The organism is Vibrio sp. EA2 (assembly GCF_033042495.1).
Classification (GTDB): Bacteria; Pseudomonadota; Gammaproteobacteria; order Enterobacterales; family Vibrionaceae; genus Vibrio.
Window position 1 is genome coordinate 136338 of the sequence record NZ_JAWLID010000005.1, and the last position, 24065, is coordinate 160402.

23 protein-coding genes are annotated in these 24065 nt (G+C 46.2%); 8 read left to right on the top strand and 15 right to left on the bottom strand.

Going from position 1 to position 24065, the window contains the following annotated elements:
- Positions 1-7: 7 nt before the first annotated feature.
- The 3 genes from hisC to RXX31_RS13400 all read left to right on the top strand — a co-directional run bounded on the left by hisC (position 8) and on the right by RXX31_RS13400 (position 2470).
- The gene (gene hisC / locus RXX31_RS13390) at positions 8-1099 is read left to right on the top strand and encodes a histidinol-phosphate transaminase (protein WP_317590117.1); all 1092 of its coding nucleotides are present in this window, start codon (positions 8-10) and stop codon (positions 1097-1099) included.
- A 19-nt stretch (positions 1100-1118) separates the two neighbouring features.
- Positions 1119-1892 carry an ABC transporter substrate-binding protein gene (locus RXX31_RS13395; RefSeq protein WP_317589959.1) on the top strand — a complete coding sequence of 258 codons (774 nt, stop codon included), beginning with the start codon at positions 1119-1121 and terminating at the stop codon, positions 1890-1892.
- 173 nt (positions 1893-2065) lie between these two features.
- Positions 2066-2470, top strand: a complete 405-nt coding sequence (locus tag RXX31_RS13400) for a ribosome recycling factor family protein (RefSeq protein ID WP_411197984.1) — start codon at positions 2066-2068, stop codon at positions 2468-2470.
- A gap of 133 nt (positions 2471-2603) precedes the next feature.
- Here the strand turns inward: RXX31_RS13400 and RXX31_RS13405 are convergent, their stop codons facing one another.
- From RXX31_RS13405 to xdhA, 7 genes are all read right to left on the bottom strand, one after another.
- Positions 2604-4007: a nucleobase:cation symporter-2 family protein gene (locus RXX31_RS13405; protein ID WP_317589960.1), complete on the bottom strand. Its 1404-nt coding sequence runs from the start codon at positions 4005-4007 to the stop codon at positions 2604-2606.
- 271 nt (positions 4008-4278) lie between these two features.
- Positions 4279-5508: a urate hydroxylase PuuD gene (locus RXX31_RS13410; protein WP_317589961.1), complete on the bottom strand. Its 1230-nt coding sequence runs from the start codon at positions 5506-5508 to the stop codon at positions 4279-4281.
- Positions 5509-5621: 113 nt separating this feature from the next.
- A complete protein-coding gene (gene uraH / locus RXX31_RS13415; protein WP_317589962.1) occupies positions 5622-5945 on the bottom strand; it encodes a hydroxyisourate hydrolase in 324 nt (107 codons plus the stop codon).
- A complete protein-coding gene (locus tag RXX31_RS13420; protein ID WP_317589963.1) occupies positions 5942-6433 on the bottom strand; it encodes a 2-oxo-4-hydroxy-4-carboxy-5-ureidoimidazoline decarboxylase in 492 nt (163 codons plus the stop codon). The genes uraH and RXX31_RS13420 overlap by 4 nt, the downstream gene beginning before the upstream one ends.
- Positions 6430-7341 (bottom strand): xanthine dehydrogenase accessory protein XdhC, encoded by a 912-nt coding sequence (gene xdhC, locus RXX31_RS13425; protein ID WP_317589964.1) that lies wholly within the window; start codon positions 7339-7341, stop codon positions 6430-6432. Before xdhC ends, RXX31_RS13420 begins: the two co-directional genes overlap by 4 nt.
- Positions 7325-9721 carry a xanthine dehydrogenase molybdopterin binding subunit gene (xdhB, locus tag RXX31_RS13430; RefSeq protein ID WP_317589965.1) on the bottom strand — a complete coding sequence of 799 codons (2397 nt, stop codon included), beginning with the start codon at positions 9719-9721 and terminating at the stop codon, positions 7325-7327. The genes xdhC and xdhB overlap by 17 nt, the downstream gene beginning before the upstream one ends.
- The gene (gene xdhA, locus RXX31_RS13435; protein ID WP_317589966.1) at positions 9714-11126 is read right to left on the bottom strand and encodes a xanthine dehydrogenase small subunit; all 1413 of its coding nucleotides are present in this window, start codon (positions 11124-11126) and stop codon (positions 9714-9716) included. Before xdhA ends, xdhB begins: the two co-directional genes overlap by 8 nt.
- Before the next feature lie 595 nt (positions 11127-11721).
- Between xdhA and RXX31_RS13440 the strand changes: the two genes are divergently transcribed.
- The gene (locus RXX31_RS13440) at positions 11722-12363 is read left to right on the top strand and encodes a TetR/AcrR family transcriptional regulator (RefSeq protein ID WP_317589968.1); all 642 of its coding nucleotides are present in this window, start codon (positions 11722-11724) and stop codon (positions 12361-12363) included.
- A gap of 86 nt (positions 12364-12449) precedes the next feature.
- Here the strand turns inward: RXX31_RS13440 and RXX31_RS13445 are convergent, their stop codons facing one another.
- Both RXX31_RS13445 and RXX31_RS13450 read right to left on the bottom strand, forming a co-directional pair.
- Complete coding sequence (locus RXX31_RS13445; protein ID WP_317589969.1) at positions 12450-13034, bottom strand: NADPH-dependent FMN reductase; 585 nt, start codon at positions 13032-13034, stop codon at positions 12450-12452.
- Positions 13035-13074: 40 nt separating this feature from the next.
- Positions 13075-13734: a hypothetical protein gene (locus RXX31_RS13450; RefSeq protein WP_317589970.1), complete on the bottom strand. Its 660-nt coding sequence runs from the start codon at positions 13732-13734 to the stop codon at positions 13075-13077.
- A 261-nt stretch (positions 13735-13995) separates the two neighbouring features.
- Between RXX31_RS13450 and RXX31_RS13455 the strand changes: the two genes are divergently transcribed.
- Complete coding sequence (locus RXX31_RS13455; protein WP_317589971.1) at positions 13996-14268, top strand: hypothetical protein; 273 nt, start codon at positions 13996-13998, stop codon at positions 14266-14268.
- A 52-nt stretch (positions 14269-14320) separates the two neighbouring features.
- Here RXX31_RS13455 and RXX31_RS13460 read toward each other — a convergent pair whose 3' ends face one another.
- The 6 genes from RXX31_RS13460 to RXX31_RS13485 form a co-directional block, all read right to left on the bottom strand.
- The gene (locus tag RXX31_RS13460; protein ID WP_317589973.1) at positions 14321-15001 is read right to left on the bottom strand and encodes a response regulator; all 681 of its coding nucleotides are present in this window, start codon (positions 14999-15001) and stop codon (positions 14321-14323) included.
- Complete coding sequence (locus RXX31_RS13465; protein WP_317589974.1) at positions 14985-16640, bottom strand: sensor histidine kinase; 1656 nt, start codon at positions 16638-16640, stop codon at positions 14985-14987. Before RXX31_RS13465 ends, RXX31_RS13460 begins: the two co-directional genes overlap by 17 nt.
- A 108-nt stretch (positions 16641-16748) precedes the next feature.
- Positions 16749-18050 (bottom strand): sodium ion-translocating decarboxylase subunit beta, encoded by a 1302-nt coding sequence (locus tag RXX31_RS13470; protein ID WP_317589976.1) that lies wholly within the window; start codon positions 18048-18050, stop codon positions 16749-16751.
- A 14-nt stretch (positions 18051-18064) separates the two neighbouring features.
- Positions 18065-19858, bottom strand: coding sequence for a sodium-extruding oxaloacetate decarboxylase subunit alpha (gene oadA / locus RXX31_RS13475; protein WP_317589977.1), 1794 nt, complete (start codon positions 19856-19858; stop codon positions 18065-18067).
- 11 nt (positions 19859-19869) lie between these two features.
- The gene (locus RXX31_RS13480; protein WP_317589978.1) at positions 19870-20124 is read right to left on the bottom strand and encodes an OadG family protein; all 255 of its coding nucleotides are present in this window, start codon (positions 20122-20124) and stop codon (positions 19870-19872) included.
- 67 nt (positions 20125-20191) lie between these two features.
- The gene (locus RXX31_RS13485; RefSeq protein WP_317589979.1) at positions 20192-21535 is read right to left on the bottom strand and encodes a 2-hydroxycarboxylate transporter family protein; all 1344 of its coding nucleotides are present in this window, start codon (positions 21533-21535) and stop codon (positions 20192-20194) included.
- A 272-nt stretch (positions 21536-21807) separates the two neighbouring features.
- On the opposite strand from RXX31_RS13485, the gene citC reads away from it, so the two are divergent.
- From citC to citE, 3 genes are read left to right on the top strand one after another with little or no spacing between them, the layout of a single operon-like run.
- The gene (gene citC, locus RXX31_RS13490) at positions 21808-22860 is read left to right on the top strand and encodes a [citrate (pro-3S)-lyase] ligase (RefSeq protein ID WP_317590122.1); all 1053 of its coding nucleotides are present in this window, start codon (positions 21808-21810) and stop codon (positions 22858-22860) included.
- Positions 22861-22894: 34 nt separating this feature from the next.
- Positions 22895-23191 carry a citrate lyase acyl carrier protein gene (gene citD, locus RXX31_RS13495; protein WP_317589980.1) on the top strand — a complete coding sequence of 99 codons (297 nt, stop codon included), beginning with the start codon at positions 22895-22897 and terminating at the stop codon, positions 23189-23191.
- Positions 23188-24063, top strand: coding sequence for a citrate (pro-3S)-lyase subunit beta (gene citE, locus RXX31_RS13500; RefSeq protein WP_317589982.1), 876 nt, complete (start codon positions 23188-23190; stop codon positions 24061-24063). The genes citD and citE overlap by 4 nt, the downstream gene beginning before the upstream one ends.
- Positions 24064-24065: the final 2 nt, after the last annotated feature.

Genomic DNA, 24065 nt, shown 5'->3' on the forward strand with positions numbered 1-24065 from the left:
GATAAATATAATGTCATTAGCTGAGAAGTTAGCGCCTGAGAGCATAAAAAAGTTAATACCATATCAGTCAGCAAGACGCATTGGTGGGGCAGGGAGATTGTGGCTTAACGCCAATGAACTTGAAGATCCATTACTGTACAAAGAACATCAGTCTCCACTGCATCGTTACCCGGATTTTCTTCCTCATGATATTGCTGCTGCTTATCAGGCTTACTGTTCAACGACACAGCCTACATTGGCGGTACGAGGTGCGGACGAAGCGATTGATTTGCTCATTCGTACCTTTTGCCAGCCAGGAAAAGACAGCATCGCAATATGCAGCCCGACTTATGCGATGTACGAGTTCTGTGCTGAATCATTAGCGATCGATGTTATCGACTGTCCTTTGGTTTTGCCGAACTTTGACCTTGATGTTGACAGCGTGGTTCAAGCCGCTGAAAAGGCAAACCTTGTGTTCCTCTGTTCACCCAACAATCCAACCGGTCAGCTGCTCAGCTACGACAAGATTGTTGAGGTACTGGAGCAAACTCAGCACAGCGCGATCGTGGTTGTCGATGAGGCCTACATTGAATTTGAACTCGACCAAAGCGTCGTTGGACTGATAGATCGTTATCCGAATCTGGTTGTGGTTCGCACGCTATCGAAAGCGTTTGGTTTGGCTGCCGTCAGATGTGGATTTATTATCGCTCAGCAGTCGGTGATGGACTTTGTCTACAAGCTGATTCCACCGTATCCAATGCCGGACAGCTCTGCAGAAATTGTTCTCCAGGCGTTGAGTGCAGAAGGGTTAGACAAGGTAGCGGCACATACCCGTACTTTGATTGAATCACGTCAGCGCTTTATTGAACGCATTCAGGATCTTGACTGGATTGAAAAGATTTATCCATCAGCAACCAACTTTGTATTGATTCGAACTAAACCGGAAATCAATCTTTTTGAATACTTACGTGAGCAAGGTATTGTGACGCGTAACCAAACGCATGAGCCAAGCCTGCACAACTGTGTTCGCATCACTATCGGTTCTGAAAAGAGCATGCAGGAAGTGGCAGAAACGATTTGTCACTTGCAACAAAACCAATCAACTGACACCATCAATTGAAATAATAAGGACATTACACATGAACAAAATGCTCAGCGCGTTAGCTTGTACCGCGGCACTACTCTCGACTCCTTTGATGGCGAAGGAAGTTCGTCTGGCTTCTGACTTTACGTACCCACCATTCAATTACAAAGATGCGAGTGGGACTCCGGTTGGTTTTGATATCGAAATCGCTGATGCTTTATGTGCAGAAGCGAAGCTTGAGTGTACCTGGGTTTCACAGGGATGGGACTCTCTTATCCCAAGCCTGCTTGCACGTAAATCAGACGTGATCATGGCTTCCATGCGCATTACGGATGATCGTAAAAAACGCGTATTGTTTACTGACAAGTACTACCAAACTCCAGCTCGTTTTGTTGCTAGCTCAGACAGTAATCTAGAGATCAGTGAAGCGGGTTTAAAAGACAAAGTGATTGGTGTTCAGAGCGGCACGATTCACGATCTCTACGTGACTGATAAGTTCGGTTCTGTAGCAACCATCAAGCGTTACTCTGGTCAGGATGAAGTGTATCTCGACATGGCAAATGGCCGTTTGGATGCGACGTTTGGCAACTCAGACCAACTTTCGTTGGCGTTCTTAGACAAAGACATCGGTAAAGGCCATGAGTTTGTTGGTGAAGCCGTTACAGATAAAGCTTACATCGGTGAAGGTACCGCACTAGCGCTGCGTAAAAACGATAAAGAGTTAGCTGAGAAGTTTAACCAAGCGATCAAAACCATTCGTGAAAATGGCACTTACGATAAGATTGCCGCGAAATACTTCTCTTTCGATATCTACGGTGAAGAGCTGTAATTATCAAATTTGAATACGAGTCACGAACAAGGCCTACCTCGCTTAGCAAGGTAGGCCTTTTTGTATTCTCGACTTAGTCACTCGACCCTGGAAACTACTTTTCATGGCTCAATCTGGCTAAATGATGAAAAATCACAATGTTGAGTTTAAGATAGGAGTCTATTTCTGATGATATGACGTCTTCTATGGATTCAAACCAGCTCACAATTTCATTGCCTTCTTTGATTCACCGCATTGGCGGCGATCAGGCTAAGCGAGCCAAAATGATCGCAATGGAGAAGAAGTGCGAGCTGAAGCGTGTTCGACGTTCTCGGAATTGGGTAGTGACAGGTGAAGCGTTGGATTTGAACTGCTTTCTTGAGCAAATTAAATCCGAAGAACCGGAAGCGCTGCGATTTGTTATCAAGAAGATGGAAGTCGGGCTCGCGGCGCACCAAGATAAGTTAGAGCCGCTAGAAGCTAAGTTGATTCGTTTAGTTGTTGATAATCCCAATGTAACCTTGGCTGAGTTAATGGCAGAAACCAACTGCACTATCGCCCAAGCCAGAACGGCTCGTTTTGACGCAGAAATTATCTAACCGTTTCGCTTTCCCTCGCTGCTTTATTCATCTCAACTAACTGATCAATTCATTTTAACAACTCACCCCGAGTGATACGTGTGTATCCTCGGAGTGGTCGTCAATGTTTTATCTTAACTTAGGGTGAAACGTGTTACTTTTCTAACGCTGGTTTTGATAGCGTCTTTTGTTTGTCGGTTTGACTCGCTTGCTGCACATCTTCTGTTGGTGTTTGAGGCAGCACAATGGTCATGATAATGGCAGCAATACCGCTGGTGGTCACTGGAGAGCCAAAGACGCTCTGCATGATTTTTGGCATACCTTCCAGAATTTCAGGAACGAGCATAACACCAAAACCGATGCCGAAGGAAACCGCCAGAATCATGAGATTACGTCGGTCCAGCTCTTCATTAGCGATGATCTTGATACCTGCCGCTGCGACCGTACCAAACATGACTAACGTTGCTCCGCCGATAACCGGTTTAGGGATGGTGGTTAAGATGGCACCGATTAATGGGAACAGTCCGAGAGCCACCAAAATAAGTGCGACAAAGTAACCAACGTAACGACTTGCAATGCCAGTCAGATGAATTACGCTGTTGTTTTGGCTGAAAGTGGTGTTCGGAAAAGTATTAAATACCGCAGCAATCAGCGAGTTCACGCCATCGCCAAGAATGCCAGCTTTAATGCGTTTGAGGTATTGTGGGCCCGACACAGGTTGTTTGGTGATAATGCAGTTCGCGGTAATATCACCTGCTGACTCAATTGCAGTGATGGCATAGATCACTGCAATTGGTACAAATGCAAACCAATCAAAATCAAACCCGTACTTAAATGGAACTGGTACGCTGACCAAAGGCTGATTAAAGGCACCGTCTAAGTTAACCATGCCCATAAAGGCCGCCAGAACGTAGCCAAAAACCATACCGATCAAGATAGACGATAATCTTACCATTAGGTTTTTAGAGCGATTTAAAACGATGATGGTGGTTAAAACGACTGTCCCCAAAACAAGGTTGTTCCATGAACCGAAGTCTGGCGCGTTGAATCCACCCGCAAGGTCGGTCATACCAACTTTAATCAGAGAGATACCTATCGTTGTTACCACGATACCCGCTACAACCGGTGTGATGATGCGTTTGAGTTTATTAATAAACTGAGAGAGGATAATCTCGACGAAAGCACCGACAAAACAGACCCCGAATATCATTGCCAGAATTTCTTCTGGACCACCGCCCTGAGATTTAACGATAAAACCTGCTGCCAGTACCGAGCTAAGAAACGCAAAGCTGGTACCCTGAACACAGACTAAACCCGCACCAACTGGACCGATACGGCGTGCCTGAATAAAGGTGCCAATCCCTGACACGATTAACGCCATACTGATGAGATATGGTACGTGCTCGCCGAGTCCAAGCACGCCGCCGATGATGAGGGTTGGAGTAATGATTCCGACAAAACTCGCAAGTACATGTTGTAGCCCTGCGTAAAGTGCTGCGCCGGCCTTGGGCTTGTCTTCTAACCCATATATGAGGTCGTGGGTTTCTTGTTGAGACATACTGACTTCCTTGTATTCATTATTGTGTACTATTTTATGAATACATTTCAGCAAGCTTTGTGCCACAAACTTCCTGACTGGTTAGTCAAGTTATTCCAGTGGGTTAGGAGAAAGCCATGTTGAGTAGACTGAGAATATTGTTTCGTATTGGTGCAAATCTACTTAATTTAGTGCATTCACAACCTGGTTCGATATTGCTTGGCTGCAGAGTAATAATTTGAAATCGAAATAAAAAAGCCACCTGGGTTTCAGGTGGCTTCAGATTGATAGGTTAATTCAACACTTCTTTTAAGCGTTGTCGCTCTTCATCGGTCATCTTGGTTTTATTCAAAAATGGCATGTCAGCACTTTCGACGGAGCGAACCAGAATGCGAGCCTTCCAGCGTTCAATATCTTGCCAACTGTCGAACACGGCACCACTTGGCGCAACCTTGAATACATCATCCGTTGGTGTCGAGCTATGGCACTGGCTACAGCGTTCATCAATGATTTTTTTTGCAATCATCTGATCGTCAGTGAGCGATACCTGACTTGTGACGGCTTCATGATGGCTATCGGTACTCGCAACGGTAGCTTGCGCTACTTTGCCAGACGTTGACTGCCAACTTACAACAACAGCCAGCAATAACATTGCACAAGCACCACCTAACATGACACCTGGTTGATTTTTACCAACATGTTTGAGGTTAAAGTAATGACGGATATACGCGCTGATGATCATAACGAAAAAGCCAATCAGCCAGTTCAGCGGATGTTGATAGATCATCGGATAGTGATTACTGATCATCAAGAAAATCACTGGCAGAGTGAAGTAGTTGTTATGGATTGAGCGTCGTTTACCTTCTAAACCCGGCGCCGGATCAACGGTTTCACCTGCGATAACTTGCGCCACCATCTTGCGCTGACCAGGAATGATCTTGTGGAACACGTTATTGACCATAATAGAGCCAATGAGTGCGCCCATATGGATAAATGCACCACGTCCACTAAACAGTTGGGTAAAGCCATAGAAAAATAACGCACCAAACGCGAGTAACGCGACGCTAAACAGCACAGTATTACGACCTAAAGGTGAGCGCATCAGCCCTTCATAAACCACAACACCAAGCAAAATACCACCAACCCCAATACCAACGGCTTGTAGTGAGGTCAGTTCCATGACTCGTGGATCAATCAGATAAGCCTGTGCGTTGAAGTAATACATCCAAATCATCAACGCAGAGCCAGTTAGCCAGGTGGCGTAGGCTTCCCATTTAAACCAGTGCAGTTTTTCTGGGATTTTCTCCGGACCCACCTGATACTTAGCGACTTCGTAAAATCCACCACCATGTACCGCCCATAAGTCGCCTTTAATGCCTTTATCTTTTTTCCATTTTGGCGGTGTCTCTAAGTTGTTATCCAACCAAGTAAAGTAAAAGCTCGCTCCAATCCATGCAATGCCACAGATCACATGAAACCATTTGATAAACAGCGCCAGCCATTCATAAAGTTGTGGCCACATCGTCATATTCCTTATTAACGTCTTACTCTTTGAAATTATGTCCTGTTGATGTTGGATTGCGCTTTGCGAGGGGGCTTAGCCTAACTGCTTCACTGAAGCACAATCCTCTCTAATTAACTTCCCCGATAGCTCGAATAAGAAAATGGGGATAGCAGAAGAGGGATGTGATAGTTACCCTCGTCATAAACGTTGAAATTCACGTCAATGAGAGGAAAGAAAGCGCTACCAAATTGTGCTTCACAATAAGGTGCGACAAGAAAACGTAGCGTATAGCCCTGCTTTTCCAGTGTGACTTGTGGGAACTTGGCACGACCATCTTGATCGGTGGTGCCTTCCGCGAGGCAGGTTTGGTCACTAAGGCTAAATAGTTGAACTTGAATACCGGCAGCCGGTTTTCCGTTTGCGGTATCTAAAACGTGGCAACTGAGTTGTTTCATAACAAGGCTTCCATTCTGATATTACTGATTTTTTGTTGTTCTATTGCGGCTTGATGCAGTTCTTCATCCCGAGAGCGATTGATTCGGCCTTTGAGTAAGTTGAGCATCTCTTCAGCAGTCTTATTGGTGGCGCACACAATAAAAATGAAGCCAAATTTGTCGTGGTATTCGCGGTTGAGTGTAAGCATTTCTTGCAACACATCGGTTGAAGCCTGCTTCACGTTCTTTTGCTCCTTTTCGCTGAGGTCTTTGCCCTGAGCGTATTTCTTTTTCAGGCTATTAAGGTCCCCAATCATTGGGTGCCCTGCGAAAGCTTCGAGCCAGTCACCTTCTTTTAACTTGGTGAAAGCAATCTCTGCGCTGCGATGTAAAGAATCTGCTGAGTCAAACGGCATGCGGATTTTCATTTCTTGCTGCCAACGTTGGCTGGTACAAATTCTCTCTAACTGTTCGTCACTTAGGTTCAAGGCTTGATTTACTGCATTCATTGATGGTTTTCCTTGATATTCTTTCGCACAATATTGGCTTGTCGCCACTGCTCTTCATTGCGTTGTTTCTCATCTAACTGCAGGTCAGTAGACGGCACGGACGCGTGATGATGCTTGAAAAGGTTCATCAATTGAGCTGAGACGGACACCGCAACTTCCATTGGTAGTTTGCCTGTGATGTCAGGATGACCAATTGGGCAAGTGAGTTGGTCTAGCAAGTTGATATCGGTCAGTTGCTCTTTAAGGCGAAACCGGAAACGCTGGCTTTTTCCTTGTGAGCCAATCAAGCCGACATAAGCGAAACGCTGACTTTCGAGCGCGTGTTGAGTCAGTTCAAAATCAAGCGCGTGGTCTTGCGTCATGATCAACACGAATGTGTTGTCTTTCAGATTTTTAATCGCCTCGACTGGGTTGGCATGTTGTTTTGTCTCGATTCCTTTTTGCGCTAAAGGCGCTAACCATTCTGGGCGGCTATCGATAACTTTTACATGGCAAGACAAGCCACTGAGAATATTGGTGAGAGACTGACAAACATGTCCGGCACCAAAGATCGCCACTTGAGGCGTTTGCGTTTGGAAATACTCAAACATCACTTGTACCGCACCGCCACAACACTGCCCAAGATCGGCTGACAGCGCAAAACGTTCGATAATGGGTTCTGCGTGTTGCAGCGCCAGGTTTTCACGCGCTTTGGCAATCACTTGGTATTCCAGGTTGCCGCCGCCGAGCGTATCGAACTGGCCTTGAGCCGAGATAACCATTTTTGCACCACTAGAGCGCGGTACAGAACCCACGTAAGCGAGCACCGTTGCAATGCAGTACGCCTGGCCTTGTTGCTCAAGTTGCTGACAGGCCGCTAACCAATTCATTCCCGGGTTAGACAGGTAGGTATCACTCTTCGACGACATAAGATTCCTCCTGCATTGATTGCTCTTCAAGCCACTGTTGCTGATGTTCACAAGCGTTAAGAATCTCTTCGCCTGTTGCAGGCGCGTGCAGTGCTGGAGCGCATTGATGTTGACTGATTGAGGCCACGGCATCGTAGATTGCACACCAGACACTGTTCGCATGCATGAAGGGTGGTTCACCGACGGCTTTAGAGCGGTAAATGCTGTATTCCGGATTCGCCTGATCATACAGATCAACGTGCATCTGTTTCGGGTAGTCGCCAATCGTCGGGATTTTGTAGTTCATCGGACTGTTACTTAGCAAATGACCATTTTCACCCCAGACTAACTCCTCGGTGGTTAACCAGCCCATGCCCTGAATGAACGCGCCTTCAATTTGGCCTTTATCGATTGCCAGATTCAGGCTATTACCCACATCATGAAGAATGTCGACTTTTTCAACGCGCATTTCGCCAGTTAGGGTGTCGATCGTGACTTCTGAACAAGAGGCACCCAGAGCGAAATAGAAGAACGGACGACCAGTGGCCGTGCTTCGGTCATAACCAATTTTTGGTGTTTGATAGAATCCGCTTGCAGAGAGGGAAATGCGGTTCATATATGCTAACTGAACTAACTCCGCCCAACTGACGGGTTGTTGGTATTTCGGTGAGGATTCGATACCAACCAGCTCACCGTTGACGATGTCCGCTTCTTCGACTTGATAATGCTCGCAAGCGAAATCAAGCAAGCGTTGTTTAATAGCCATTGCCGCATTATGTGCCGCCATACCGTTCAGATCAGCACCTGAAGACGCTGCTGTTGGCGACGTGTTTGGTACTTTATCCGTGCGGGTTGAGGTGACAAGCACCTTGTTAATATCGATACCGAAAGACTGAGCGACGATCTGCTGAATTTTTGTATGCAGACCTTGGCCCATTTCTGTCCCGCCGTGTGATACCTGAAGTGTCCCGTCGGTGTAAACATGGATAAGCGCACCTGCCTGGTTCAGGTGCGTTGCGGTAAAGGCAATCCCGAATTTGAGCGGCGTTAATGCCAGGCCTTTTTTAAGCACTGGATTGCTCTGGTTCCAATGATTGATTGCTTCGCGGCGAGCGCGGTAGTGACTTTGCTGCTCAAGCTGTCGCATGATATCCAGCATTGCGTCATGCTGTTCGACTTCCATACCATAAGGTGTGGTTTTTGCTTCATCGCGATACAGGTTTTTGTAACGAACATCGAGAGCGTCTTGTCCAACCTGAAGCGCTAAGTCCTGCATCGCTTTTTCAATCGCGATCATCCCTTGGGGGCCACCGAATCCACGGAATGCAGTATGGGAAACCATATCGGTTTTTAGCCTGTTGCCAACCACGCAGGCCTGGCCTAACGAGTAAGCGTTATCCGCATGGAACATGGCGCGATCGACAATCGCATCCGATAGGTCAGGGGAGTGGCCACACAAACCGTTCACCTCTATATTCGCAGCAATGATCTGTCCCTGAGCGTCTGCCGCAAGTTGGTAATGGTTGTAAAATGGGTGACGTTTACCTGTGGCCGTCATATCCATTGAACGAGGGAGACGCATTTTTACGGCGCGTTTTGTGTGATGAGCGCCAAGTGCCGCCAGACATGCCCATTGAGCCGCCTGACTTTCTTTACCACCGAAGCCTCCGCCCATACGACGCATATCAACCGTGACTCGGTTAAAGTCTACAGCCAATACTTCGGCGACTAACTTCTGGACTTCAGACGGGTTTTGGGTTGAACAGCGTAAGAAGATACCTCTATCTTCAGTCAGTTCCGCAAGGCTCACCTGACCTTCTAAATAAAAGTGTTCCTGACCACCGACGTGGATGTCGCCGTGAACATAAACAGGGGCTTGGTCAAAGACGTGTTGCTCGACTTTTTTGCCCATCTGGTGCGGAGGTAACAGAGGGTTTTGTGATGTGGCTTTTGGATAAGTGAGGGTTAAATCGTTGTCTTCGGAGTATTCAACTTTAGCCAGACTTGCGGCTTTCCATGCAAGCTCATGTGACGTCGCCAGAATCAGGGCAATGGGCTGCCCAAAGTACTTAATTTCGTTACCCATCGCTAGCAGTGGGTCGCCTTTGAGGATGGTACCAATGTCCTTTTCGCCGGGAATTGACGCTTCAGTCAGTACTTTTACCACGCCTTCAGCGTGCTCAATCTCTGATAAGTCGAGCTCAGTAATGAGGCCTTTAGCGATGGTGCTGGTCACAACGGCGGCGTGTAAGCAACCTGCTGGGGTGGCGTAATCATCGACAAATAGTGCCTCTCCGCTGACTTGTTTCGCAGAACTTTCATGCTTATAAGATTTCCCCACGATTTTTTGGGATTCAGGGAGTATGGTTTGTCCCGATTCAACCTGAGTTAACTTACGCATCTTGCACCAACCTTGTCTCAATGCTCTGAGACTCTAAATAAAAACGTTTAAGCAGGTTCTGAACCAACTTGACTCGATAAGTATTACTGCCTCGTACATCACTCAGTGGCTGAATCACCTGAGGTACCATTTCCTGAGCTTGCTGAACGACAGATAGCGACAATGGCTTACCAATAAATAGCGCTTCTAACTGGCTAAGGCGCACTGATTTCGCGGCCACTCCGCCAGCGGAGATGATGCAATTAGTGACACAGTGGCTGGAACCAAACGCCATATTCAGTCCCAAAGTGACTGTCGCGATATCATCTTCGTAGCGTTTGCTGACTTTATAGATGGCGTGGCGCTCGTTTTTAGCCAGTTGCGGCAAGTGAATTGCGCTGATCCACTGGTTAGGCTGAAGCGCTGTCTGACGGTAACCGGTAATGTACTCTTCCGGTGCCAGTAACACTTTGTCTTCGCCATCATCCAATTCAATCAAGCCATGTAGGCTGATAAGCAGTGGGGCAATATCACCAATGGGTGATGCATGGCCAAGGCTGCCGCCCAGCGTTGCTCTGTTACGGATTGTCAGGCTGCCTAAACGTTCAATCACTTCATCTGCCGTTGGAAAATGTTGTTTCACAAACTCATGTACCTGCGTCATCGGAACTGCCGCACCAATACGCCAACCTGCCGAAGTCTCTGTGATTGTCAGTAAGTCATCGACGTGAGACAAGTCGATCAGTTGCGCCAGAGGTTTGTGTTGCTGAGTCACCTCAAGTGATAAATCCGTTCCGCCTGCGATCATTTTTGCCCCTGGCATATCCTTGATTGCCTGAGCGAGTTGCTGACGGTTTTGCGGGCGCGCATAATCAGGCTCGTTTTCTTCCGAGACGGAGGCCATCCATGTTTTGACTGTGGCTTCATGGGCGCTAAGTGGATCATCGATACGGTTTGCAGTAATTGAGTTCGCTGCTTCTATAAGTGGACCGTAGCCCGTGCAGCGGCAAAGGTTGCCTGACAGAAAGTGCGTTGGGTTTTGTGGGGTTGCTTCTTGCTTCGACAGCGCATAAAGCGACATGACAATCCCGGGTGTACAAAATCCACATTGAGAACCGTGATGGTCAACCACGGTTTGTTGCACGGGATGAAGCTGATCGTTCTGCTTAAGGTGCTCAACGGTAATAACCTGCTTACCGTGTAACGCGTGAAGTGGTGTGATGCAGGCATTGATTTGACGATAATTCAGTTTATGTCCGTCATCGCTATCAACGATCACTACGGTACAAGCGCCACAGTCACCACTGGCACACCCCTCTTTAGAGCCTGTCATGTGTTTCTGTTCACGCAAGTAGTTCAAAAGCATGGTATCTGCTTTTGCTGATGTCACTTTAACGACATCATTATTAATCATGAGCTCTAACATAACTTCCTCTGTTCATTATTATTTAAAACCTGTCCATATGGTCAACTAAAGAGCCCCAAGTTGCTCGCGCCGTCTTGTCGAAAGCACAAGCCAAGGATGAATCTGTTATTCGTTTCGTCTTTGCATAACTAGCCTAGTTGTTGCTATTCGCCAGTTGTTATTAGGACTAAAGCAAAAACCTGACCAACTGGTCGTGTTTTTGAAAAATAACTTTCCACTTTTGGCTTGAGGGCTTATATATCAAGCATAATATGTGTGCCAGAAAACCCCCAACATTTCGAAGGGAACCGTTGGTCCGACTGGATTGTGTACAATTTTGGTGCTAAATCTTGTACATATTGCACTCATTTGATGCAGATTAAGTTTGGCTAAGCGATGGTGATCCCCGATATCAACGGTTCGCTAAGGTTAGCTGAAGCTTTTCAGGGTTGGCGCGTATCTTGTAACGTGTATCTTTTTTAATAACTCGATGAGTCAGATGAATAACGGTATTAACGACGCATAGGTAACGTTAAGCGTTTTAGCAAGCTAAGATGAACCGCTATTTATTACACACTATGGGTAGGGACAAAAAGTTGAGAGATAAGGAGTCAACTTGGCTGTAGAAGCAGGGCAAACAAAACGAGCTAATGTCGGTGAGATTAGACGACGTAATGAAGAGCTTATCTTACAAGCAGCAGCGGATGAGTTCGTCAAGCATGGCTACAAAGGCACCTCTGTTCAGGCCATTGCCGACAGAGTGAATTTACCTAAGGCGAACCTGCTGTACTACTTTAAGTCAAAAACAGGCATCTATAAGGCGTTATTGAAAGACATCCTCACGCTATGGAACGATGGTTTTTCTGAACAAGCCGCCATGTTACCCCCTGAAGTCGTGCTGAGAAATTACATCGTCGGTAAGATGCAATACAGCCGCACACACCCAAAAGAATCGAAGATCTTCGCGCAAGAGATCATTCAGGGTGCACCTATTATTGCGGATTCCATTCAATTCCCCATGGTCAATTGGGCTGCAGGCAAAGCCACAATCATTCAAGCCTGGATTGATCAGGGACTGATTCGCCCTGTTGAGCCTCTGCATCTGCTGTTTCTGATCTGGGGGGCTACCCAGTTTTACGCTGACTTTGATACCGAAATAAGGCTAATTAAAGGCGGGCCCTTGTCGACAGAAGAGTTTGAAAAAGCGCAGGAGTTTGTGGTTGATATGGTGTTGAGGGGCTTGAGAGTAAAGAATTAGATCTGGGCTAAACCGCTTAAAAATGGCAGCGTAATAGTCTTAGCACTGCCATTTGCTCTGTGCTTACATTGGTGTCCTAAAGAGCACTACTCTGGCTTTTGCGGTTTTCGTGGAAGTACCGTGAGAACACGGACGATGAAGGCGTGGAGTTCAGTCATATAGTTACTTAGAAATTCGGCTGTGCTTTCATCGGTGACTATACCATCCTCAGTAATCAGCCCCGGCTTAAATTGGACATAAGCTTCAACCGTATTCATCAGTGGTGAGTTACAAAAACACAATACGCTGCGCAGACTTTGTTGCGCTAATGCAGTTCCTATCGAACCTGGAGAAGTACCAATTACACCCGATGGCTTAGCGGTAAACGAGTTTTGTCCCCCAGGACGGCTCGCCCAGTCAATGGCATTTTTTAACGCGCCTGGTATTGAACGGTTGTACTCTGGCGTGACAAATAGAATGCCATCCACATCGGCGATAGCTTGCTTAAACTCTCGTGCTACCTGAGGGAAATCAGCATCATAATCTGGACTATAAAGGGGCAAATCTTTGATTGGGATCTCTACGAGTTCAAGCTCTGGCGGTGCTAAACGAGCCAGTGCTTTCGCTAGCATCCTGTTAATTGAGTTTGAAGACAAACTACCAACGAAATAGCCAACTTTGTATTGTGCCATGTTATTTATCTCCTGATCCGAGTGATTGATATTATTGAATTTATTCCACCATTTTTCTCAGTTGACTTAGCTGTGGCTGAGGTGCTTTCCAACTGAGTTCGAACACGATTTCTCTAAGAACCGCCGCTTTTGTTTTTTCGTCTTGTATGTTGTCTATGTTTTCCTTGAGGAGGTTTTTAATTTCATAGACTTGATGAAAAGAGGGATACACCTTTTCTGCCATATCGAGGTATTTGATGGCATTGACAAAATCTTGATTCACTAACGCGTCAAAGGCCTTTGCCTCGTATTCGATGGCAGATTGATATTTAGATTTATTTTCCTGGACACTGTTGATGGTTTCGATGCCTATCTTTCCGACATTACTGACATTCTCTTCTTTCGAACTCGCGAGGCCGTTAAAAAGCTGCTCGGTTTCGGATTCATCGAGAACCAAAGCAATCAGGTTGGTTGTGAGCACCACATGCTTTTCATCATCGGCCAGTAAATCAGGCATCAGTTTATTAATAAACTCATACCGCGATGTATTCTCTCTGGACTTTTCTAGCTCATAGGTCTTTTGTTTTAGATCCGCTTCCACCTTTTTGACATAAGCGTCAATTTCTTGCATTTCCGCATTGAGATTGAAATTCATGACGCTAAGAATGATGGTGATGATTGACGAGCCTACGCCAATCCAAACCGTAATTTTATCTGACATGATAACCAAAAGATTGCTAACCAAATTGCTTCAAGTATAGCAACGGAGCATGAAAAAGCGCGTGGGTGCATATAGATGTTATGAATTTGAAACGCCCTTTTAAGGCGGACTGTGAGCCCTGAATTGACGCCGAAACAATTAAAAACTTAAAAACCGAAGAGGGCATTAAGCTCATGCTTTTATTTGAGCTACCGCGAGATTTATCCGCGCAGTTTTCGGTTTAATCAAAGCATTCCAAACAACAAAACAAATGGTCTGCATATGATTGTAAGTAATGTTTCTGATGAGTTAATCAAAGATAAAGCGAAGCAAGAGTGGCTTTCATACTGGCAACACTTTAGTTCTCTGAACGATAGATATTGCAGTGAGGTCAATTGCGTTGTTGAACATACGCATGGCGTATTAGTCAAAGCCCATAATGATGAACGACAACTATACGTGATCCCATTGTGCAAGGCGCACAGTGAAAATTTAGACAGCCCACTCGAAATCGCGGAGGGTACGGAAGTGATTCCTGCCAACCTTACTTTGTAAAGACTTGGCAACACGCAGCGAGTTTGTCGTGACGTGTTGCCAACATTTTCTATTATCTCTTCTTATAAACACGCTCTGGGCGGCCAACGCGGCCGTGTTGGATAACAGCATGGACAAAGCCTTTCGCAGTAAGAAATTCAAGGTAGCGACGAGCGGTGGTTTTACTGATGCCCACTTCTTTACCCAGAGTATCAGCAGTATAGAGTTCTTCATTTTCATCAAAAGCCTCAGTGACCTTATCCAGCGTCAGCTCGTCAATGCCTTTAGGTAATTGTTGAAGATGCGCGGTTTTAGATTGAAAGTTAAACAATTCATCAACATGGCGCTGGTTAATACTGTCGTTGGAGTTCAAGGAGCTGGTGTATTTCAGGTAGCGGTCCAGCGAGTCGGCTAAACGGTCATACGAAATCGGTTTTAACAGGTAGTCAAATACACCACATCTCACCCCTTCGCGTACCGTTTCCATATCATTAGCCGCAGTGATAAAAATGACATCGGGTGAGCTTTTCGACGCTGTTATTTCTTTCAGTAAATCAATCCCTTTACCATCTGGAAGATAGTTATCTAACAGCAGCAGTTTCGGCTTTAGTAACTGAATCATCTTTTTTGCTTCCGTCACGCTTTTGGCAATGCCAATCGGTCTAAAGCGCAGCGTTTGCTGCAAATAATAGGAGTGAAACTCGGCGATGTTGTTTTCGTCTTCGACGATCAATACGTCATAGGTTTCCATCATTTGTACTCATGTTAGGAATAAATAAAGAAAAAATTGTTCCGGCTGGTTCTGCGTCATCCACCACAATTGTGCCCCCAGCACGGGTGACAAAGTGGTTAACAAGGTAGAGCCCGATGCCGTGGCCTGGTTGTTCTTTGCTTGTGATCCCTTTTTCAAATAGGGATTCTGCTATTTGTGACGGAATCCCGGTGCCATTATCCGCGACTTCGACAATCAGCTCATCTTCGCCATAATCCGAGAGCAAAATAGTGACTTGTTTATTGCTGTCTGGATTTTTTAGTGTCGCTTCATACGCGTTGTCGAGCAGATTCCCCATAATCGCGGCAAGTTCATCTTCGGTAATTCGCGTCGGAGGATGGTGTAGCTGGCAAAATGGATCAAACTCGAGGGTTAACCCCAACTCATGGGCGCGGGTGTATTTACCAAGTAACAGACCCGCAATCACTTTTGAGTTAAAGGTTCGCGAGATGAAATCAATCAATTGTTGATGCGTTTCCGTTTCTTGACGAATCGCTTTTAGCGCCTGGTCATAAGCGCCAATTTGTATCAATCCACTGATAGTGGAAAGTTTATTTGCGTACTCATGACTTAGTACGCGCAAATTATCGGTTTGTTGACGAATATTGTTGAGCTGATAATTGAGCGTACTCTTGTCGTTACGTGGTCGAAAACTGATCACCCAGCCAATATCATGCTCGTTTTCCCAGATGCGAACTCGTGTAGCAACTAAGGTCTCGCCGTTACAGGTGATGACCTCATGTTGACGCTCTTGAATGTCTTGCTCACCGTTCATTTTTACGCCGTAGAAAAATTCACATGGGGTAATGAATTCCTTGACCATACGTCCACGCAGGTAATCTAAATGGTGTGCAATACCAAGAATACGCAGGGCTTCTTGGTTAGCGGAGAGAAAACGCCCTTGTTTATCAACGGCAACAATACCTTCATACACAGCTTCCAGAACCGAATTTTGCACTCGAAGTGAGAGCGCAATTTCTTCAGGCTCCATGCCGTACATCTGTTTTTTAATGTGTCGAGAAAATGCCCACGCGCCCAAAGTGGAGCAGGCAAAAATGATGAGAAGAGCGAAGAAAAAAGGATAAGAGTAGAGCAGTAACCAGGTACTGACGGTATCTAATAAGTAACCGATTGAGACCACACCGATGATCTCTCCTTGTGGCGAGAACACAGGAGATTTGCCACGAATTGCAACTCCAAGACTGCCTTTACGAACCGAGTGATAATGTTCGCCTTTTTCAAGTGCGCGTACGTTATCGCCGCCCTGCATCGGATAACCAATTTTTTCTTTATCCGGATGAGCAAGACGAATGCCCTGGTCATCGCCCACCACAATAAAGTCTGCATCGGAGATTTTCTGTAAGCGGGCGATTTGCTTTACGACTTCGGCGTCATTGTGCTGTGCAATCGCAGCGATTAACTGTGGGTCACTGGCAATTTCTCGTGCTTGAATCACCGCACGCGTGCTGACCTGATGGGTCAGCGTGTTGGATAAGATGTAGTGAAAGTAACCACCTATCAATAGTAGCTGAATACTTACGACCACAAACAGCAGTGCCCAAACACGCTGGCGAAAGGTCATGTTTCTGCATAAATGGTGATGAAAGGCTTGATTTGGCATGTGATCGTCGTTGCAACTTAAGAACAGTGAATTTATAAAATGAAACGAGGAAGAGAACTGATCTCGATCTAGTGGAGTTATCATTTGTCAGTCTCTTCCTACATTTGTCTAGCCGATCACATATTTGATCATCACACCCGCCGCTACAGCTGAGCCGATAACCCCGGCAACGTTAGGACCCATGGCGTGCATCAGCAAAAAGTTTTGCGCATTGGCTTCAAGGCCGACTTTGTTTGAGACGCGCGCAGCCATTGGGACGGCGGAAACGCCCGCTGACCCAATCAAAGGGTTAACTTGTTCGGACGTAAAACGATTAAGCAGTTTCGCCATCAGAACGCCCGCTGTTGTACCGATACAAAATGCCACAATACCCAGGGCCAAAATTCCGATGGTTTCGGCTTGGAGGAACTTATCCGCCATCAGTTTTGAACCAACTGAAAGGCCAAGGAAGATCGTCACAATGTTGATTAGCGCGTTTTGCGCGGTGTCAGACAGACGTTCAACCACACCACATTGGCGCATCAGGTTACCAAAGCAGAACATACCCAGCAGTGGTGTTGCTGAAGGCAGGAGCATAGCGATGAGTACAAGGAGCAAGAGTGGGAAACACACTTTCTCTAGCTTGCCGACTTTACGTAGCTGCTGCATGGTAATTTGTCGCTCAGCCGGTGTAGTGAGCGCACGCATGATAGGTGGCTGGATTAGCGGCACTAACGCCATATAGGAATATGCAGCAACGGCAATCGCACCGAGAAGCTCTGGCGCCAGCAAACTTGACACGTAGATAGCGGTTGGGCCATCCGCACCACCGATAATGCCAACTGCGGCCGCTTGAGCCACGCTAAAGTCCATCAGGCCAAAGCTACTTAAACCCAGAGCGCCAAGGACGGTGGCGAAGATACCAAACTGCGCTGCAGCGCCGAGTAACAGCGTTTTAGGGTTAGCCAGCAGGGGACCAAAGTCAGTCATTGCCCCAACGCCCATAAAGATCACCAAAGGACCTGCCCCTGAAGCGATAGCCACGCTGTAGAATTGGTACAGCATGCCATCAGTGTATTGATACTCTTCAGCCAGCAAATGAATATTAGTGAGCTGGGTAGGTGTGGCACTTGCAAGCGCTGCTTTGATTTCAGCGGCGGAGTCCATCGTCAGATTCAATGCTGATGCAAAGGCTGACATTACTTCCGGCTTGGCTGCATGCAGCGCGTTTTCAACGGCTGACATTGCAAGCCCTGCATCGGGAAGGTTGGCAAGAATACCACCAAAGCCGATCGGTACCAGCAAGAGAGGCTCAAACTGTTTAACGATTGCCAAATACAGCAGAAGTAAGCCGACAATGATCATTATGGCCTGGCCCACCTCAAGGTGGAACAAGCCAAAATCATTGACCAGCGCAAATACTTTTTCCATTGTAGCGACTCCTGTTAAGCGATTTGCAGTAGCGGTGCACCGACATCGACGGCATCACCTTCTGAGACATCTATACTTGCAATTTGACCGTTACGCGCGGCGCGCACTTCGGTTTCCATTTTCATTGCTTCCAGGATCAGCAGGACTTGACCTTCTTCGACGGTATCGCCCGGCTTAGCGTGAATTTTCCAAATGTTACCGGCTAGCGGAGCATTCATCGGCTCAGTATTCGCTGCTGGTGCTGGTACAGCAGTTGGCACAGGTTGTGGGGCTGCACTTGGTGAAACTTGAGTGACATCGCCCCCTTCGTTGACTTCAACCACATACGTTTGGTTGTTAACAGTAATGGTGTACGTGCTTGATTCTTGTGTCATTTTACTTTTCTCTGTATTTGCTGGTTTAGATTGAGATGCTGATGGCTTAGGCTCAAAGGCATCTGGGTTGTGGCGGTTTTCGAGGAATTTCCAGCCAACCTGAGGGAATAGGGCGACGGTCAAAACATCATCGATTAGGTCATCGGCAAGCGTGAGGTTTTTCTCTTGAGCCTGAGATTTTACGTCGTTAATTAGGGCATCGAGCTCTGGCGGTAGTTGGTCTGCTGGGCGGCAGGTTAGTGGCTGCTCACCATCGAGTACACGAGCTTGCAAATCAAGGTTGACTGGCGCTGGAGTGCGGCCGTATTCACCTTTTAAAACGCCCGCCGTTTCTTTGGTGATGGTTTTGTAACGCTCACCCATCAATACATTGATCACCGCTTGAGTGCCGACGATCTGCGACGTTGGGGTGACTAGTGGAATAAAGCCAAGCTCTTCACGTACTTTTGGAATTTCAGTCAGCACTTGATCCAGTTTGTCTTCCGCATTCTGTTGTTTGAGCTGACTTTCCATATTGGTGAGCATGCCACCGGGCACTTGTGCGACGATGATGCGTGAATCTGAGCCTTTTAGCTGGCCTTCAAAAGCGGCGTATTTTTTACGTACTTCTCGGAAGTAAGCGGCGATAGACTCTAGTTTTTCAATATTAAGTCCGCTATCAAATGGCGTGTCTTTTAGCGTCGCGACTAACGATTCTGTGGCTGGGTGGCCGTAGGTGCCGCTCATTGATGAGATAGCGGTATCAACGCGGTCAACGCCTGCTTCAATCGCTTTAATAATCGTCATATCTGCAAGGCCAGCAGTAGAGTGGCAATGCAGGTGAAGTGGTACATCGACTTGCTTTTTCAGGGTAGAGACCAGCTCTTCGGCTTGGTATGGCGTTAAAATACCCGCCATGTCTTTGAGTGCGATGGAGTCGACGCCGATTTCGCTTAATTGCTGCGCGACATCAACCCAGGTTTGTAAATTATGTGCCGGGCTGGTGGTATAGCAAAGTGTCCCTTGGGCATGAGCATTGTTATTTTTTACTGCGGTGATGGCTTGCTGCATATTGCGCGGGTCGTTCATGGCATCAAAGACACGGAAAACGTCCATTCCGTTACTCACTGCGCGTTCGACGAATTTATCCACCACATCGTCAGCATAATGACGATAACCTAATAGGTTTTGGCCACGCAGCAGCATTTGTAGCGGCGTTTTAGGCATGGTTTTTTTTAATTCACGCAGACGTACCCATGGGTCTTCACCAAGAAAGCGAATGCAACTGTCAAACGTCGCGCCGCCCCAACATTCCAGAGACCAGTAACCAATCTCATCAAGCTGTTGAGCGATAGGGAGCATGTCATCTAAGCGAAGACGAGTTGCGAATAACGATTGATGCGCGTCACGTAAGACAACGTCAGTTATGCCAATGGTTTTTTTTGACTCAGACATGAGTATTCCTTCTACAGCGAGTTTTGTTGAATTCTTTTTTGGTGGACTGCCGCCGCCAGCACGGCAACCAACTGGTTATCTTGTTGTGCTGAAGGTGGAGGAGTAACACTTTTTGTTGCCGGTTTTGGGGCAGGTTCTGGGAACCAGCGTGCGATTAATTTGGACATGGCGGTGACGGCGAACACCAAAAAGACGAGAAAAATGAACACAAACCCCATGCCTAACGTCATCAGGTTGAGTCCTTCGGAAAATAGATTTGACTGCATAAGCGCTCCCAAAAATAAGTGGGGGAGCAAAGGTCACCCGTTTGCTCCCAGTGAAAAAAGAGTGCGATTAACCGCCAAGTACGCCAAACACGACACTGGCAATAATCAGTACCAGACCGCCACCAAGACGTGAGGAGATTTGCGCATAAGAAAGCAGAGACATGCGGTTTGAAGCAGCAAGTACTTCCAGGTCACCAGAACCACCGCGGTTTGCCATACAAAGGCCAGCAGTAATGGATGATTCAATAGGGTAGAAGCCCATCACCCAGCCACCAACAGATGCGCCAATAATGGCACCTACGACGATAAGTGAAGCGATAACCACGTTTGTGAAATTCAATGCGTTGATGATTTCGCCAAGGTCGGTATACGCGATACCTACGCCGACCATCAGTACCCAAAGCAGCTGTTTTGAGAAGAATGAAGCGAGACGCTTAGCGCCTTCTTTTATCTCGTCAGAACACAAACCACACGCGTTAATGATGGCAACCAAAATCACCATGTAAGCAAAGGTATGAATTTTTACATCACCAAAGCCTGGTAAAATTTGTTTCGATAGTGCAGCAGAAAACGTGTATACACAGGCAGCTAGCATGAGGCCAATCGCGATTTCACGCGGGGTGATTTTGGCTTCTTTTTGCTCGCCAACGCTGAAGTTAGACTTACGTAGCAATTCGCCATTACCTGTTAGTGATGGCATTCTTTCACCGATGCCATTAAGTACCGCTGCTGCCACAATCGCAACGATGTTAGCGATGGTTAAAATCGCGATAGCAATTGAGTAGTACTGCTCTTTAGAACCGCCTGTAACGGATTCATAGATTTCTGATAGAGGAATCGCGCCTGCACCGTTACCGCCGCCCATGATAGGAAGAACGTATAACATCATGATTTCTTTAACAGAAATTCCGAAGATCAAACCACCCAGAATGCCAAGAACTGACGCGCCAGCTACAGCAGCTAAAATCGTTGGGATGTAGCCGACAAGGGATTTGAGCAAAAGTTTACGGTTTACGGCAAGAATCGAACCCGTAATCAATACGGCAATAAACAAGTCGAGGAAGTCAGTACTTTTCATGACGTCGGTGACGGTTGCTATTTCTTTATCCGTTAATAAACCAGCATGAACAAACCAAGCGGCGACCAAGAAAATCATGACAGGCGCACCACCGATATATTTATTGAAGATGGGTAGACGATTCCCTAATTCACCAAATAAGGCTCCAACCACGAACATAAAACCAAAACCACCCACAATATTATTTGGGATAGTGTCAGTGACGTGCGCGATTAAAATAACCATGAATAAGATGCTGTAGAGAGGTAATGGTAGGCCAAAAATTCTAACTTGCGATAACATCGCTAAGCCAGAGCTTTGTCCTTCATTTATAATTAATGTTTTTTCGTTCATCTTAAATATTCCATTGTTGATGTTTCATTTATAACTTATTAATATTTTCTCTCCTTAACTGTGAGAGTGATCATTTAATGTCATGGCTTAAAGATACACTTATGAATTTAAAGTTTTTAATTGTTTAGTTTTGTTATATTTCAATAGGTTAGGTAATAAAAAACATTAAATTCATAAAGGTTTTTTAGTCGCAAAAAATAGTCGACTTCGATCATCATTTTCTATCGCTTATTCGCTCACTATTTATGTGTCGAGATAAGGGGATGAATAAGATGTTAGACACTTATACGTTAAGCAGGGTTAGTGCCAGGAACCAGAACAAATGGTTTGATATAGCGGCGTTCTTACAACGCTTTAACCTTGGCATCGACACGGATGTAGAACGCTTTATTGTCGCGTATTCAGGCGAGGAGATTGTAGCCTGCGGCGGGATTGCCGGTAATATTCTCAAATCAATTGCTATCGTTGAACAACTTCATGGTACTGGGTTTTCATTGAAACTCATGACCGAATTAACCACCTTGGCTTATGAAATGGGAAGGTATGAGTTATTCCTATTTACTAAGCCACAGAATGTTAAGTTATTTCGTCAATCTGGTTTCTTTCCGATTGCAAAAGTCGACGGTAATTTAGTCCTTTTAGAGAATAGTCAATATCGTTTAAGAAACTATTGTCGTAAATTGAAAAAATTAAAAGTAGAAGGCGGTAAAATTGGTGGAATCGTTATTAATGCGAATCCATTTACTTTAGGTCATCAATATTTAATTGAGCAAGCGGCAAAAGATTGCGATTGGCTACATATCATTGTCGTTAAAGAAGAAGGAAGTGAATTTTCTTATCACGACAGATTTGAAATGATTAAAAGTGGTATTAGTCATATTCGAAATATAACGGTACATCCAGGTTCAAATTATATTATTTCAAGAGCGACATTTCCTACGTATTTTATTAAGTCTCAGGGCTTGATTAACTATTGTCATACCGCCATCGACTTAAAGCTATTTCGTCATTTCATCGCGCCAGCTTTGGGCATTACCCATCGTTATGTGGGCAGTGAGCCTGAGTGCGTGGTCACCAGCCATTACAACCAACAAATGAAACATTGGCTGACCACAGAGGATTTGAAGTGGCCATCGGTTGAAGTGGTTGAACTTGAGCGTAAAACCGTACAGCAACAGCCAATATCTGCTTCAACGGTGCGTTCGCTACTAAAACAAGGGCAGCTCAAACAGCTCACTTTGCTGCTGCCACAGACATCCATCGATTATATCCAGAGCCATCAACTGTTCACTGCGGCGCGCTCTGGTGAGTTTGCGGCTGCTTAGCTGCCTAAAAAATTAACGTGTAAAGGTTTATTGAATGAAAATTATACAGCCCGCTTTTGCAGGCACACTGGAGTCCAGTGACTTGCAAGTTCGTATTGCGCCGAACCCTGAAGGCGTGATTGATATTGCGCTAGACAGTTCGGTACAAAAGCAGTTCGGTGGCGCTATTGAACGTTTGGTTCGTCAGGTGCTCTGCAGCATGGGTGTCGAATCTGCCCAGCTTGAGATTGAAGACAAAGGTGCTTTGGATTGTGTGATCAAAGCTCGGGTCCAAGCCGCAGTTATGCGCGCAGCCGAGAGTAAACAGATTGAATGGGGAGCACTATCATGAGTCAATTACGTCGCAGCATGCTGTTTGTTCCTGGCGCTAACGCCGCCATGTTGAGCAACACGTTTATCTACAAGCCAGATGCCATCATGTTTGACTTGGAAGATTCCGTCTCTATACGCGAAAAAGATACTGCAAGAATGTTGGTGTTTAATGCGCTGCAACACCCTTTTTATCAAGATGTTGAGACCGTGGTCCGCGTTAATCCTCTCGACTCTGAGCACGGTCTTAATGACCTCAATGCCGTCATTCGCGGTGGTGCAGACGTGGTTCGTCTACCTAAAACTGACAATGCTGAAGACGTTCTGGAGATGGAACGTCATATCTCAGAGATTGAGCGCCAATGTGGTCGTGAAGTAGGCAGCACTAAAATGATGGCAGCGATTGAGTCGGCTAACGGGGTTAATAACGCCGTGGATATCGCACATTGCTGTCCACGTTTAATTGGTATTGCGCTTGGTGCTGAAGACTATGTTCGTGACTTGCGCACCCAGCGCTCAGCTGAAGGCACCGAGCTTTTGTTTGCCCGTTGTTCAATTCTGCAGGCGGCTCGTTCTGCAGGAATCATGGCGTTTGATACGGTTTATTCTGATGCTAATAACGAGGAAGGGTTCTTACGTGAAGCTGAGCACATCAAACAACTTGGCTTTGATGGTAAGTCGTTGATTAACCCTCGCCAAATCGAAATTATTCATAACGTATTTGCCCCAACGCAGAAAGAAGTGGACTACGCCATTCGCGTGATTGAAGCTGCGAAAGAAGCCGAAGAGCAAGGTCTCGGTGTGGTGTCTCTTAACGGCAAAATGGTCGATAGCCCAATCATTGAGCGCGCGCGCTGGACTCTTCAAAAAGCACAAACAGGTATCAAACAGTAAGG

What these genes read in the sequence shown, in the direction of transcription:
- RXX31_RS13395 (WP_317589959.1), top strand. Translation starts at nt 1,119, where the DNA reads ATGAACAAAATGCTCAGCGCGTTAGCTTGTACCGCGGCACTACTCTCG.
- RXX31_RS13400 (WP_411197984.1), top strand. Translation starts at nt 2,066, where the DNA reads ATGACGTCTTCTATGGATTCAAACCAGCTCACAATTTCATTGCCTTCT.
- RXX31_RS13405 (WP_317589960.1), bottom strand. Translation starts at nt 4,007, where the DNA reads ATGTCTCAACAAGAAACCCACGACCTCATATATGGGTTAGAAGACAAG.
- RXX31_RS13410 (WP_317589961.1), bottom strand. Translation starts at nt 5,508, where the DNA reads ATGTGGCCACAACTTTATGAATGGCTGGCGCTGTTTATCAAATGGTTT.
- uraH (WP_317589962.1), bottom strand. Translation starts at nt 5,945, where the DNA reads ATGAAACAACTCAGTTGCCACGTTTTAGATACCGCAAACGGAAAACCG.
- RXX31_RS13420 (WP_317589963.1), bottom strand. Translation starts at nt 6,433, where the DNA reads ATGAATGCAGTAAATCAAGCCTTGAACCTAAGTGACGAACAGTTAGAG.
- xdhC (WP_317589964.1), bottom strand. Translation starts at nt 7,341, where the DNA reads ATGTCGTCGAAGAGTGATACCTACCTGTCTAACCCGGGAATGAATTGG.
- xdhB (WP_317589965.1), bottom strand. Translation starts at nt 9,721, where the DNA reads ATGCGTAAGTTAACTCAGGTTGAATCGGGACAAACCATACTCCCTGAA.
- xdhA (WP_317589966.1), bottom strand. Translation starts at nt 11,126, where the DNA reads ATGTTAGAGCTCATGATTAATAATGATGTCGTTAAAGTGACATCAGCA.
- RXX31_RS13445 (WP_317589969.1), bottom strand. Translation starts at nt 13,034, where the DNA reads ATGGCACAATACAAAGTTGGCTATTTCGTTGGTAGTTTGTCTTCAAAC.
- RXX31_RS13450 (WP_317589970.1), bottom strand. Translation starts at nt 13,734, where the DNA reads ATGTCAGATAAAATTACGGTTTGGATTGGCGTAGGCTCGTCAATCATC.
- RXX31_RS13455 (WP_317589971.1), top strand. Translation starts at nt 13,996, where the DNA reads ATGATTGTAAGTAATGTTTCTGATGAGTTAATCAAAGATAAAGCGAAG.
- RXX31_RS13460 (WP_317589973.1), bottom strand. Translation starts at nt 15,001, where the DNA reads ATGATGGAAACCTATGACGTATTGATCGTCGAAGACGAAAACAACATC.
- RXX31_RS13465 (WP_317589974.1), bottom strand. Translation starts at nt 16,640, where the DNA reads ATGCCAAATCAAGCCTTTCATCACCATTTATGCAGAAACATGACCTTT.
- RXX31_RS13470 (WP_317589976.1), bottom strand. Translation starts at nt 18,050, where the DNA reads ATGGAAAAAGTATTTGCGCTGGTCAATGATTTTGGCTTGTTCCACCTT.
- oadA (WP_317589977.1), bottom strand. Translation starts at nt 19,858, where the DNA reads ATGTCTGAGTCAAAAAAAACCATTGGCATAACTGACGTTGTCTTACGT.
- RXX31_RS13480 (WP_317589978.1), bottom strand. Translation starts at nt 20,124, where the DNA reads ATGCAGTCAAATCTATTTTCCGAAGGACTCAACCTGATGACGTTAGGC.
- RXX31_RS13485 (WP_317589979.1), bottom strand. Translation starts at nt 21,535, where the DNA reads ATGAACGAAAAAACATTAATTATAAATGAAGGACAAAGCTCTGGCTTA.
- citC (WP_317590122.1), top strand. Translation starts at nt 21,808, where the DNA reads ATGTTAGACACTTATACGTTAAGCAGGGTTAGTGCCAGGAACCAGAAC.
- citD (WP_317589980.1), top strand. Translation starts at nt 22,895, where the DNA reads ATGAAAATTATACAGCCCGCTTTTGCAGGCACACTGGAGTCCAGTGAC.
- citE (WP_317589982.1), top strand. Translation starts at nt 23,188, where the DNA reads ATGAGTCAATTACGTCGCAGCATGCTGTTTGTTCCTGGCGCTAACGCC.